The organism is Pseudoalteromonas sp. Of7M-16 (genome assembly GCF_022347805.1).
Taxonomy (GTDB): Bacteria; Pseudomonadota; Gammaproteobacteria; order Enterobacterales; family Alteromonadaceae; genus Pseudoalteromonas; species Pseudoalteromonas luteoviolacea_F.
Map to the genome: position 1 here is coordinate 62,303 of NZ_JAKRFY010000020.1, position 13,179 is coordinate 75,481.

The 13,179-nt window shown below is 40.9% G+C and carries 10 protein-coding genes; 3 read left to right on the plus strand and 7 right to left on the minus strand.

Annotation, left to right across the window (positions count from 1 at the left end; translation table 11 throughout):
• Positions 1 to 265: 265 nt before the first annotated feature.
• Complete coding sequence (locus tag MHN81_RS19175) at positions 266 to 1,960, minus strand: NAD-dependent malic enzyme (RefSeq protein WP_023397546.1); 1,695 nt, start codon at positions 1,958 to 1,960, stop codon at positions 266 to 268.
• A 172-nt stretch (positions 1,961 to 2,132) separates the two neighbouring features.
• Positions 2,133 to 3,896 (minus strand): gamma-glutamyltransferase, encoded by a 1,764-nt coding sequence (gene ggt / locus MHN81_RS19180; RefSeq protein ID WP_239426477.1) that lies wholly within the window; start codon positions 3,894 to 3,896, stop codon positions 2,133 to 2,135.
• Positions 3,897 to 3,986: 90 nt separating this feature from the next.
• Here ggt and rrtA point away from each other — a divergent pair, with 90 nt between their 5' ends.
• Positions 3,987 to 4,583, plus strand: a complete 597-nt coding sequence (gene rrtA / locus MHN81_RS19185) for a rhombosortase (protein ID WP_239426443.1) — start codon at positions 3,987 to 3,989, stop codon at positions 4,581 to 4,583.
• Between the two features lie 246 nt (positions 4,584 to 4,829).
• Here the strand turns inward: rrtA and MHN81_RS19190 are convergent, their stop codons facing one another.
• The 5 genes from MHN81_RS19190 to MHN81_RS19210 form a co-directional block, all read right to left on the minus strand.
• The gene (locus MHN81_RS19190; RefSeq protein ID WP_239426444.1) at positions 4,830 to 7,313 is read right to left on the minus strand and encodes a prolyl oligopeptidase family serine peptidase; all 2,484 of its coding nucleotides are present in this window, start codon (positions 7,311 to 7,313) and stop codon (positions 4,830 to 4,832) included.
• A gap of 279 nt (positions 7,314 to 7,592) precedes the next feature.
• Positions 7,593 to 8,531 (minus strand): putative sulfate exporter family transporter, encoded by a 939-nt coding sequence (locus tag MHN81_RS19195; RefSeq protein WP_239426445.1) that lies wholly within the window; start codon positions 8,529 to 8,531, stop codon positions 7,593 to 7,595.
• A gap of 57 nt (positions 8,532 to 8,588) precedes the next feature.
• On the minus strand, positions 8,589 to 9,737 hold the full coding sequence (locus tag MHN81_RS19200; protein WP_239426446.1) for a 5-(carboxyamino)imidazole ribonucleotide synthase: 1,149 nt from the start codon (positions 9,735 to 9,737) through the stop codon (positions 8,589 to 8,591).
• Between the two features lies 1 nt (position 9,738).
• Positions 9,739 to 10,221 carry a 5-(carboxyamino)imidazole ribonucleotide mutase gene (gene purE, locus MHN81_RS19205; RefSeq protein ID WP_023397540.1) on the minus strand — a complete coding sequence of 161 codons (483 nt, stop codon included), beginning with the start codon at positions 10,219 to 10,221 and terminating at the stop codon, positions 9,739 to 9,741.
• Positions 10,222 to 10,411: 190 nt separating this feature from the next.
• Entirely contained in the window at positions 10,412 to 10,630 is a 219-nt protein-coding gene (locus MHN81_RS19210) for a hypothetical protein (protein WP_343224734.1), read from the minus strand.
• 133 nt (positions 10,631 to 10,763) lie between these two features.
• On the opposite strand from MHN81_RS19210, the gene MHN81_RS19215 reads away from it, so the two are divergent.
• Both MHN81_RS19215 and MHN81_RS19220 read left to right on the plus strand, forming a co-directional pair.
• Complete coding sequence (locus MHN81_RS19215) at positions 10,764 to 11,288, plus strand: TetR/AcrR family transcriptional regulator (protein ID WP_239426447.1); 525 nt, start codon at positions 10,764 to 10,766, stop codon at positions 11,286 to 11,288.
• A gap of 105 nt (positions 11,289 to 11,393) precedes the next feature.
• A complete protein-coding gene (locus MHN81_RS19220; protein ID WP_239426448.1) occupies positions 11,394 to 13,166 on the plus strand; it encodes a diguanylate cyclase in 1,773 nt (590 codons plus the stop codon).
• Positions 13,167 to 13,179: the final 13 nt, after the last annotated feature.

Genomic DNA, 13,179 nt, shown 5'->3' on the forward strand with positions numbered 1-13,179 from the left:
AATTTTGATTTGAATGAGTGTACCTAACTTTTGTTAACTATGTAATCCGAGGGGTTTATTGTTTCTGTTTTATGAAGGTCTGACGTTTAGATTGCGTTCATGGATGGGTAAATCACCTAACCTAATAACAAATCGTACTTTGACACTTATAAAAGAGATTGACGGCCTACTTGGGCATGAGACTTGTTTGACGGCTTATATAAAAAAACGCCATAACCAAATAATTTTCAGTCATGGCGTTATGTTTTTATGCAAACTTTCTAGACTAGATACTGCAACGTTTGTAGTTGCGGTATTCAGGCATCCAATAATTTTTGTCTATCGCAGCCCAAATTCGCTCATCTGGCATGTCTAAAGTCACACCTTCTTCCATTGCTTTCTTAGCCACAGCAAAAGCTATACGCTTACTTAGCTGCTCAATTTCAACTAATGACGGCAGTAGGCTTCCTTTGCCGGTGTTCGCCCATGGAGAAGACTCGGCAAGTGTTTCACTGGCAACCATGAGCATAGATTCCGTAATACGAGATGCTTTAGCTGCTAAAACGCCTAGGCCAATGCCTGGGAAGATATAGCTATTGTTACATTGCGGTATTACATGTGTTTTACCTGAAAATTCTACTGGCTCAAACGGGCTGCCAGTCGCAACAATTGCATTACCTTCAGTCCACTCAATCACGTCTTTTGGATGTGCCTCAACTTGGCGAGACGGATTACTTAGTGGGAAAATAATAGGTTGTGAGCAACCAGCGTGCATCGCTTTAATAACCTGTTCAGTAAACAAACCAGGTTGTCCAGAGACACCAATTAGGATATCTGGTTGAGCACAGTGCATGACATCCAATAGAGAAGCAAATTCACCACTGTAGTTCCAGCTTTCTAAGTTAGTTGAAGACTGAACTAACGCAGCTTGGAAATCTCTTAGCCCTTCCATACCCTCGGTAAGCAAGCCGAATCTGTCAACCATAAATACTTGGCTACGAGCTTGTTGATCCGAGATACCTTCTGACACCATTTGCGCAATGATTTGCTCTGCTATACCACAACCTGCAGAGCCCGCACCCACAAAGACCACTTTCTGCTCAGATAGCTTAGAACCTTTAACCCGACAAGCGGCTAGCAATGATCCGACAGTAACAGATGCAGTACCTTGAATGTCATCATTGAAACAGCAGATCTCATCGCGGTATCGTTTTAAAAGTGGCATAGCATTTGGCTGTGCAAAATCTTCGAACTGTAGCAACACATTTGGCCAACGGCGTTTTACGGCTTTTATAAATAGATCTAAAAACTCATCGTATTCTTCTTGGCTAATACGCTTGTGTCTCGCGCCCATATACATTGGGTCGTTCAGCAGCTTTTCGTTATTAGTGCCGACATCCAACATAACAGGTAACGTGTAAGCTGGGCTAATACCGCCACATACAGTGTACAGCGCAAGCTTACCAATTGGGATCCCCATTCCGCCGATGCCCTGATCGCCAAGACCAAGAATACGCTCGCCATCAGTAACAACGATAACCTTTACCTTGCCTTTTGTAGCATTGCGTAAGATATCATCTATGTTGTGACGGTCTTCGTAGGAAATAAATAGACCGCGAGAACTACGATAGATATCAGAGAACTTTTCACATGCGTCACCCACTGTTGGCGTGTAGATGATAGGCATCATTTCTTCTAAGTGATCTCTTACTAAGCGGTAGTAAAGCGTTTCATTGTTATCTTGAATAGCTCGTAAATAAATATGCTTGTTGAGGTTGTCTTTAAAACTTGAAAACTGTTGATAACAACGCTCTACCTGCTCCTCAATGGTTTCATAACGAGGAGGAACTAAACCTGCTAGGTTAAAGTTTTCACGCTCACGCTGGCTAAATGCACTTCCCTTGTTTAGAAGAGGCGTTTCTAATAACGTTGGGCCAGAATATGGGATGTAGAGGTAATTAGGATCGGTTTGTTTAGTCATATTTACAAGCTGTGACTCTTAATTTTTTGATATAAGGGATCATTATTGTCTAAGTACACAAATTTTCAATATATTTAATGCACATCAGACCAATAAAACGACCCTGTAAACGGATGAGAGATCCGTAAACAGGGTCGTACATTATAACTGAATAATCTGTAATATCCTATGGTTACTCGCTAGATTCTCCAAGCGCAATGCCCTCTCTTCTTGGGTCAGCTCCGCCAAATAAAAGGCCTTCTTTTATTTCTATTGCATGAATACCTGAATTTAGGTCTGAAATGCGTACGACGTGTCCTTTTGACTCAAGCCAAGGCTTTATTGCCTTTAAGTTAGTACCTTTTTCAAGCGTGGTGTATTTATTTCTGTTCGTCACACGTGGAAGGTTAATCGCTTGCTGTGGCGTTAACCCCCAATCGAGTACACCGATGACGGTTTGAGCAACATAATTAATAATGCGACTGCCACCTGGCGAGCCCACTACAAGCTTCAAACTACCATCTTTGTTGAATACCATGACAGGTGCCATGGAGCTGCGAGGTCGTTTATTCGGCTCAACCCTATTTGCCACCCATTTATTACCAATTTTTGGTGACAATGAAAAATCAGTTAATTGGTTATTAAGCAAATAGCCATTTACCATAACCGTTGATCCAAAGCCCATTTCAATTGAGCTTGTCATAGATACAGCATTGCCCTTGCTATCAATAATCGAAAGGTGTGTTGTAGAAGGTAACTCATAGCTATCATCTTGTGCATAGGACAGCTTGCCCATAGATGGATCACCCACCGGAAAACTAGGGTTGTCTCTTTCACCAATAAGCTGAGCTCGAGATTTAAGGTAAACCGGATTTAATAATCCTTGTGTTGGAACATCTACAAAGTCCGGATCTGCAATGTAAAAATTTCTATCCGCAAAGGCAAGGCGAGAAGCCTGGGTAAATAGGTGGATCGCTTGAGGGTCGTTTGGTTTGTATTGCGCTAGCTTTTTACCTTCCAGCAATTTTAGAATTTGTAAAACAGTCAAACCACCACTACTTGGCGGTGCCATAGAGCAAACCTTATAGCCGTGATAAGAAGTACAGACAGGGTGACGCTCTTTACTCTGGTAATTTTCTAAATCTGTCATGGACAAACGGCCAGGTGCAATTTTTGAGTTTTGTACAGCTTTGACCATATCTTCGGCGTATTTACCTTCATAGAAGGCCTTTGGTCCATACTCAGCAACTTCTTTGTACAACTTTGCCAGTTGTGGATTTTTGACAACAGTGCCAATAGCCAAGGGTTTGCCATTTGGGTAAAAATACTCTTTTGCTGGGGATAGCTTTGTTAAACCTGGATTAAACTCTTTCTTAAGGAGCATATGCAAACGTGGCGATACCTTAAAGCCTTTGTTGGCGAGCTCAATTGCCGGTTTAAACAATTGGCGCCATTTTAAAACACCATACTTGTCATGAGCTTGTTTCATCGCATGTATAATGCCGGGTACTCCAACAGATCGGCCACCGACAACAGCTTCGATCCACCTAACAGGCTTACCTTCTTTATCTAAAAATAGCTTATGATTTGCTTTTTTAGGGGCAGTTTCACGGCCGTCAAATGTTGTTAGATAATCATTGCTTTTATCATAGTGGAGGATAAACGCTCCCCCACCAATACCTGAAGATTGAGGTTCAACCAATGTTAGAACAAGTTGAGCAGCTATTGCGGCATCGATAGCGCTACCGCCTTGTTGTAACATGATCTGACCAGCTTTACTTGCATGAGGGTTAGCTGCAACCACCATGTATTTTTCTGAGATTTTGTCTTTCTTTTCCGTAAAACCAGTAGCGGCCTCAGGCTCGCGCGCTTCTCGCTTTTTAGGGTCTGCCTGTTCCGCCGCAACAGGTAAGCTAGATGCGAATATTAACGCAATTAATGAGTGCTTAAAATTCAATGTATTCATTATTTCTTTTCAATCTTCGTTGGCATCATAAAAGTTAACAGGCACAATATACAAAAATACCTTTATTATTGTAGACATAGCATGTTTGGTTTCAACCTTCCAATAAGCCGCCAATATATTGTCCCACCAATTGTTTTAGCAACAATTGCTACCTTGTTAATGGCATTCGATATGCGAGATACTCTAGAGTTTCACCGCCAATTGATCAGTGAAGGTCAAGTGTGGCGGATATGGAGTAGTCAATATATACATACCAATTGGACTCATTTGGCCCTAAACCTTGTGGGTATTCTATTTATATGGGTACTACACGCGGAGCATACTTCAATACGCCGCTATTTTATTCATGTTTTATTTCTTGGCTTGTGGACAGGGATAGGTATTTGGCTATTTTGTCCCGACATCAGAGTATACACAGGATTAAGCGGATTGCTACATGGAATTATTGTTTGGGGCGCGCTAAAAGATATTCAGGTTAAAGAGCCAACAGGAATTCTTTTATTCTTGGGCATAGCTGGAAAACTTGCTTGGGAACAATATGCAGGGCCAAGTGCTGACGTTGGCAATCTTATCGACTCACGTGTTGCCATCGAATCCCACTTGATTGGCGCTATAGGAGGCTTAGTTTTAGCATTGCCATTGTTTAAAGATAAGCTGGGATTCGCTGTCAAACAGTAAAGTCTTAAAATGCGGCCTGTAATATATCAGGCCGTAATCCACAAACGCAATCTACTGTACATTCACGCCCTATCTGCATTTTTAATGTTTTTGATCTTCAACAAAAATTAAGCGTTAAATATATCATTTAGAAAACAGAGCTAATTCACGTAACGTTTTGCGCAGTAGAACGTGTAACTCAGGCCGTAACCGAAAGTTACACAACACCAAAAAGGCCAGCTTGACGCTGGCCTTAAATTCTAGTTTCTAAAGATTTTCTTTAAACAACTTATAAATACGACGGTATTCATCCAACCAACCAGAAGGCTGCACAAATCCATGAGGCTCAACTGGATAGATGGCTGTTTCAAAGTTTTCTTTTTCTAGCTCGATAAAACGTTGTACCAATCTCACAACGTCTTGGAAAAATACGTTGTCATCGATCATTGGCGCATTAATAAGCAACGGTTTATTTAAACCTTCTGCGAAGTAGATTGGTGAGCTTCTTCTATAGGCAATTGGATCAACATCAGGTCTGTTAAGAATATTTGACGTGTATGGGTCATTATAATATGCCCAATCGGTTACCGGACGTAACGCAGCACCGGCTTGGAATAACTCAGGTTGGGTAAACAAAGCCATAAATGTCATGAAGCCGCCGTAAGAGCCACCATATGTACCTACAGAGCCTTCATCTACATTGGCATTTTGCGTCATCCATTTAACACCATCGGCCAAATCTTGGATTTCAGGCGTACCCATTTGGCGATAAATTGCTGTACGCCAATCTCGGCCGTATCCTTTAGACGCACGATAGTCCATATCCATTACTACATAGCCTTCGCTTGCAAGTAATGAGTGGAACATGAATTCACGGAAGTACACAGACCAACCCATATGCGAGTTTTGCAGGTAACCTGCGCCATGGTTAAAGATAATAGCTTTTCGTTTTTTACCTGATTCGCCTGGTTTGTAATCAGCTGGGTAATACACTTTTGCGTAGATAGGCTCATCAGTATGGCTTGATGGAACGGCTACAATTTTAGGTGCAATTAGTTTCTTATTTAAGAACTCATCTGAGACCGTATTTGTCAATCGTTTAGGTTGTGCGTTCGGTTTTGCATCTGCAACATAAAGCTCAGTTGGCATCATGATCTTTGAGTGCTTTAGTAACACTTTTGACTCATCTGGGCTTAATACAAAGTCCGTCATACCATTTAAATCTGTAATAGCAGATTTCTCTTTCGTATTGACATCAACTGAATAGATTTCGTAGATACCCGGGTGCTCTACATTCGCTTTAAAGAAAAACTTACTATTGTCTTTTGTCAATTTTGGATCTGAGACTACAAACTTACCCGACGTGATTTGCTTAGCTTTACCATCAATTGGTTTTACATATAAGTGGCTATAACCACTTTCTTCAGAAAGGAAAAATAATGCATCTTCGTTGTTCAACCAACCAAAATCGTTGTATGCATAGTTGACCCATGCCTTGTCATGCAATCTATGTTGAGGCTCAAGTTCGCCGTTTTCGAAATCTAATGTAGCAATCCAGCGATCTTTGTTATCCCACGCTTTAAACATCATGGCTACTTGGTCACCATTGCTATTCCACTGAATTGGTGATTGAGACCAATACCAGTCGCGCATCATTTTAATCGCTCTTGGTTCTTTTTTAGATGTGTATGATTCACCAATAGCTGCCGCATTCTCTTTTTTAACGTCTGCTAACACATCTTCGTCAAAGCCAGGTAATGCATCAAAGCTAATTGACTTGTGTGTATCAGCTTTTAAATCATAATAAAGCACTTCAACTTCGACAGGCTTATTGTCAGCCACACGACTTCGGGCTGGCACTGGTACAATATTGCCATCTTGACCAATGTAATTTGGCATCATGTCTTTTTTCGTTGATTGAGAAAAGACGTTATCTTTACTTACAACCACAATAAGTTTGTCGCCGCTTGGAGAGATACTTGCTTCAACAAGATTATTCCCTTCGCCAATATAAATTTGCTTGTCAGCGATGGTTTTATTTTGAGATTTTAATTCTGCCTGACGACCTTCTTTGTCTAGCGCGTTTTTATGTGTAAGTGCCACATAATCAATTAACTTGTGTTGTTCTTTGGCAATATAAGTGCTTGGCTCTTGTGTACCCTGTGGTGTATTGCCCTCGTTTATCTTAACAAGCTCTTTGGTCAAGCCAGTCTCGACATTAACAGTAAAAAAGGTATCGGCAACACGAAATGCTAACTCACCAGAAACCATAAACTGGATAATCGTTTCTTTTTCACTTGAACGTGTGATCTGCTTAATTTGTTTGGTAGCTAAGTTCTTGACAAAAATATTGCCTTGGAATGTATATGCTTGGTATTTGCCATCTGCAGAAAAAGTAGCATTGTTACTGCCAATCTCGTGCAAGCTAGCCAAGGCGACTTGCTCTGTACCCTGGCTATTTATTGAAAATGTATCCCTGAGTTGATTTCCAACCTGCTTTTGGTTGAAATAAATGGTATTGCTATCTGCACCCCAAAATGCACTTTCCGGAGAGCGACTAATCCAATCCGGATCTGCCATCGCTTGTTCTAGAGTGATATTTTCACTACCAAAATCTAGCGGAGTTTGTACGGCTTGCGAAACAATAGCTGAGTTACTATTCGCTTCCTCAGTGTTTGATTGTTTGCTTGTTGTTTGACAACCAGTCAGCAGCAGGCCTGCGACGGCAATGCTCAATAGGGATTTTTTCATCAGAGCTCTTCTTTTAATTTATTAATCAGCGCAATTTAATCAAAAGATAGAACAATATTCGACAGGTTTTAGATAAACACCCAAAGTTTTTAGCTTGGTGGCGGAGGTGTACACAATTTAGTAACATACAGGTATAAAAAAAGGCCAGTAAAGCTACTGGCCAAATACTCTCTGCGCTCACATAGTCGTTGATGGACAACGAGTATGAAATGAGGCATATCCAAGCCTCAAATAATCAGACTGACGCTTATTCAAAAGGTTCAAAAAAATTTAGTAAATTTATTGAATAAAACCGTCAATAATTAATAAAAGTATGACCGCGCTTACAATCGTCCACAAAATTATCGCCATAACAAAGGGTTGCCACCCGCATTGTTTAAGCACTTTTTTTGAAATACCCGCACCAATTAAAAATAGAGTACCTACAAGCAAAGCTTTTGCGCACTCGTAACCAATTTGCCACAACGGCTTGTATTCCGGAAGCCAAGTATTGATGGCTGCTGCAAGTAAAAAGCCAACAATAAATAAAGGGATACTCGCCTTCTCTTCCGAGCGCCAGAATACCCCAGCCAGTGCAGTATATGGCACTATCCACATTGCCCTCGTAAGTTTAATGGTTGTAGCCATGGCTAACGCAGCCGGACCATAAGCAGCTGCAGCTCCCACAACACTGCTCGTATCATGAATTGCTAATGCACTCCACAGCGCAAATTGGCTTTGGGTCAGCTCAAAATAGTGCCCCAACCATGGGAATATGAGTAAACCTACCGCATTCAATGAAAATACGATTGCTAATGCTACTGCTATCTCATCTTGTTTTGCTTTAATCACAGGCGCCATCGCAGCAATAGCACTACCGCCACAAATTGCCGTTCCAAAAGAGATCAACGTGCCAGTATTTTTATTCAAACGGAATAGCTGGGTCAATATTTCACCAAGTCCAATAATTGCGGTAATACTCACAATCGTTAATACAATTGAGCTCCTACCTACTTCTAGGACGTGCATGACATCTACATTGAAACCCAACCCAATCACAGATACTTTGAGAAGTAGCTTTGATAGCTGTGCACTTTGCAAGTCGAATGGGTTACCAAATAAAAGAGCAAAAGTGATCCCCATAAACAATGCCATCGCGGAGCCAATTAGAGGAGTAATTGACGCAATGAAACAAGCTATAAACAAGAGCTTAAGTACATTTGAATTAATATTAACCATATAAAAACTTCTAGCGTATATGTTGCATAAAAAAGCCGAGCTGTTGCTCGGCTTTTTCTAATTTAATATTAATGTATGGCTGGTTGCGCTAACTCCTGGGTAATCTTCTTCAGGTAGTAGTTCTGCCAGCTCTGCCAACCGCTCTCCTAGCTGATGCAAATTAGCAGCTGAGACATTAATATGGCCCATTTTTCTGCCTGGCTTAGCATCTTTTCCATACCAGTGACTAGTACAATCTGCGACAGACAATACCGCTTGAGGAATTGAAGGCTGACCTAATACATTTACCATCGCAGTCGGTCGCACAAGTTGAGTACTGCCAATTGGTAAGCCAGTGATAGCGCGCATATGGTTTTCAAATTGGCTGGTGTGTGCACCTTGTTGTGTCCAATGCCCTGAATTATGAACGCGAGGCGCAATTTCATTCACTAGTAATTTACCGTCAACGTCGAAAAACTCAATTGCCAATACACCCACATAATTTAGCTCTGACGCCAAGTTTTCAAATGCAGCTTCAGCTTGGGCTTGTATCGCTGCCTTTTCTTTTCCAGCAATAGATAAGGTCAGAACGCCATTTGTGTGCTGGTTCTCAGTTAATGGATACACCTTGCATTGTCCATCTTTATCACGCACACCTATGATAGAAACCTCTCTATCAAATGGGATCATTTTTTCAGCAATGATTGAGTGTGGTGCAGCCTCAGTGCCAGTATCTAGAAAGCCTTTCATCTCAGACCATACTTGCTCTGCGTCATCAGCTGATTTAAGACGCCATTGGCCTTTACCATCATAACCCGCCTGACACGTTTTAATTACGAGTGGTAGACCAAGCTTTTCGATTGCTTCAATAAAAGCGCTTTTCTCTGTGATCAATGCATAAGGAGCGCACGGAACTTTAGCATTGTCTAAAAGAGCTTTTTCTTTACTGCGGTCACCACCGTTAGAGATTGACTCTGCACCAGGATAAAACTTACCACTTTGTTGACATACGTCGAGTACGTCTTCAGGAATATGCTCGAATTCTGCGGTAATCGCATATGCTTGCTCTACTTCCTGTTCGAGTGTTGTGTGCTTCACTTCAAAAGTAACTGGGTTAATTACTTGTTTTGAACCTACATCGTAAGCTAAAACATTTATACCCAAATGAGTAGAAGCCAGACTCATCATTCGGGCCAACTGACCCGCGCCTAGTACTAATACTTTCATGTTATTCAGCTGGGTTTGGGTTAGCTAAGATAGTTTCAGTCTGAGCTTTTCTAAACGCTTCAACTTTTTCAAATATTTCCGGTTGCTGACAACCTAATATTTGTGCTGCTAATAAACCGGCATTCGCTGCGCCTGCATCACCTATCGCTAATGTACCTACCGCAACACCTTTTGGCATTTGGCAGATAGAAAGTAATGAATCAACACCATTTAAAGTTTTCGATTTTACTGGTACACCCAATACAGGCAAACTTGTGAAAGCAGCAGCCATACCAGGAAGGTGTGCTGCGCCGCCCGCACCGGCGATGATCACTTTGATACCACGCTCTGCTGCCGTTGTTGCATAATCGGCCAATAATTGAGGAGTGCGATGCGCCGAAACCACTTTTGTTTCATACTCAATGCCAAACTTATCTAACATATCTGCCGCATGTTGCATTGTAGGCCAATCAGACTTAGAACCCATGATAATGCCAACCGTCATAATAATTCCTCAATTCTAAATTAAACGATACTTACTACAGCGCTAAAGGGGTTGCGCCGAAATCGTGAGTATTATACCCGAGTGATAGTTGAAAGCGAGCCTCAATACATAAAAAACCGCTTATAGCGGCTTTTATCTAGAAATATAACTTATTGCAAGCAATGGCTTTTTGAGCTGACTACGAGTCTTGCTAATTGACTTGTTTTACAGCCATATCTTTACACCCATTTTGAGTATTGGAAAATGCTTTTTGCCAATGCTTTGAAAACTCATCGGGACCGAGAATAAAAAAGAAAAGCATCATACCGCCTGGCACCAGTACGAGTTTCAGTGCTGGCCCCAATACGTAACTATAAAAAGCAATAAATGGAATAAACAGAATATAACCAATTAACCGCGTAAGCATCATACACCTCCTTAATTATTGAGCACGCTCAATTAATTTAATGAGCGCGCTCATTTTTGTCAAGTGTGTAGATTACTTTGTCACTGTATCGTATTTTGTGGTAAGCTCTTTGGTGCGCTCAATATGTTGATTTAGTATGAAAAAACGAGAAATTACAGCCCAAAAAATACTTGACGTTAGTTGGCAATTATTCCAAAAACATGGGTACGCCGAGACAACTACTCGCCAAATAGCGGCGGAGGCTTCTGTTGCTACAGGCACTGTGTTCAGTCACTTTCCAAATAAAATCGACATATTAAAATTGGCGATGCACCAACGAATTGATGAGGTACTGAGATTAGCCCATCAAGAAAATGAGCAGACGAGCCCTCGACTACGACTCAGACATTACGCAAAATTTCTTTACCGCTTTTACTGCGAGAACCGCCCTTTTAGTAAAGCGCTATTACAGGATTTAATGTGGCACAGTGCCTTTTTTGAAGATCAATTGAACGACTTTAAACATATGCTCTTTGAAGGCCATAAATATGATGAAATCAAAGCAACAGCTATGATGGATTGCTACTTTATGACTCTAATATACGGACTTAACAACGAACAACTATCCCCTGTTGACTTGGTGTCATTACTTACCGCTAAGCTCCAGATGATACATACATAAAGCTGTATGATGTGTTCTTTTATATAACTTTGCTCTATCTTCTATACACTTCTAAGCTTTATATAGAATCACCATACGCATATAACGCTTGTGAAAACCCTGTTTGTGTTTATATTTTTTTACGCTTCAATTGCTCATAGCGCTGCACCGGACTTAACACTGACACACGAAAAGTATGTCAATTTAAGTGCTGGTAGCTATTATTTACAAGATAACCAATTTGGCATTGTCGACGTAATGTCCTTACCGGACAATCACTGGAAAATCAATGAAACAGACAACTTTAACCTTGGATACACCCCCGAGACCTATTGGGTAAAAGTTAGTTTTAGTTTGCCTCGGGACACAAACGGTTACTTTTTGGAAATAGCCTACCCTGTTCTGGACAGTATAAAACTCTATTTGATGCAAGGAGATGAAGTACTCAGTTATTCAAAACTGGGCGATAAACAGCATTTTGAAGATCGGCAGATCAAACACCATAACTTTATCCTCCCTATAGACGAAAACACCCAAGGACCGCTCACCCTATATGTTAGAGTGAATTCGACCAGTGCCCTACAGTTACCTATCCGACTTTGGAGTCAACCAAGCTTTTACGAAAGCGACCAAATAGCCACACTTTTTTTAGGGATCTATTTTGGCCTTATGAGCATTATGGCCATATACAATGTACTCATGTATTTCTCTCTAAGAGATACAACTTTTCTTTACTATGTTGTGTACGTTTCAGCCATTATCGCCTTCTATTTTAGCTTGTCAGGTCTAGGGTTTAGATACTTGTGGCAAGGAAGCTTATGGTGGAATGATCAATCAATATTATTCTTTTTACTCGCGGCTGTGCTTGCAGGCACTTCTTTTATCGTAAAATTACTCGAATTACAGAAAAATAGTAAAATTCTGTATAGAGGTTGCTTGTCACTTTTCGTAATCGGAGTCTGTCTGCTATTTGCATCAATGTACTTCTCCTACGGTACAATGATCAGAGTCATAATTCTGTATGCGTCAATAGCTTGTTTGTGGGGCGTGATCACGAGAACAATAAAACTGTTTGAGGGTACACATTTTTCGACTTACTACTCATTAGCTTGGAACGCCGCACTTTGCGGGGGAATAATCCTTGCGGCCAACAAATTGAATTTTATACCCAATAATTGGTTTACTGAACATGCGTTGACAATAGGCACCTCAATAGAGGTAGCATGCTTGTCATTCGCAATGGCAGAGAGAATCAATTCAGAGAGAAAAAAACGTTTCATAGCTCAAGCTAAAAGTATGACCGAAATCCGCAAAGCAAATATGCAGCTCGAAACTGAAGTAATCAACAGAACACAGGAACTTCAGACTGCCTATGACAAACTTAAACATATCTCTCGAATTGACGAGCTCACTCAAGTGCTCAATAGGCGAAGCCTAAATGACGCTTTAAATACAGAATGCTTGCGAGCAAAGCGTTTTGGTCACTCTGTTAGTTTATTAATGGTCGACATTGACCATTTTAAAAAAATCAACGACACATATGGCCATCAGTGTGGTGATAAGTGTATTACACATATAGCCAACGTATTAAAAAAAACCTGTACTCGTGCGGGTGATATTGTGGCACGTTACGGCGGAGAAGAGTTTTGTATTTTGCTACCTGAGTGCAACGAGGGAGATGCATTTGACCTAGCAGAACTGATCAGAAGACATACTGAAGCTTCTGTAGTTAAGTTCGAAGACTCAATTATAAAACTGACAATCAGTGTTGGTATAGCAACTAGGTGGGGAGTTGATTTAGAGCCTCATGAACTTGTAAAGCAATCAGATATGGCTCTTTATTTCGCCAAACAACATGGCAGAAACCAAGTCTCACTCGGCTCAATTTTAGACTCGTGAAATTGAAGTGGTC

Coding starts and splice junctions, on each gene's coding strand:
- MHN81_RS19195 (WP_239426445.1), bottom strand. CDS start 8,531: ATGGTTAATATTAATTCAAATGTACTTAAGCTCTTGTTTATAGCTTGT.
- MHN81_RS19190 (WP_239426444.1), bottom strand. CDS start 7,313: ATGAAAAAATCCCTATTGAGCATTGCCGTCGCAGGCCTGCTGCTGACT.
- MHN81_RS19210 (WP_343224734.1), bottom strand. CDS start 10,630: ATGATGCTTACGCGGTTAATTGGTTATATTCTGTTTATTCCATTTATT.
- MHN81_RS19215 (WP_239426447.1), top strand. CDS start 10,764: ATGAAAAAACGAGAAATTACAGCCCAAAAAATACTTGACGTTAGTTGG.
- purE (WP_023397540.1), bottom strand. CDS start 10,221: ATGACGGTTGGCATTATCATGGGTTCTAAGTCTGATTGGCCTACAATG.
- MHN81_RS19175 (WP_023397546.1), bottom strand. CDS start 1,960: ATGACTAAACAAACCGATCCTAATTACCTCTACATCCCATATTCTGGC.
- MHN81_RS19200 (WP_239426446.1), bottom strand. CDS start 9,737: ATGAAAGTATTAGTACTAGGCGCGGGTCAGTTGGCCCGAATGATGAGT.
- rrtA (WP_239426443.1), top strand. CDS start 3,987: ATGTTTGGTTTCAACCTTCCAATAAGCCGCCAATATATTGTCCCACCA.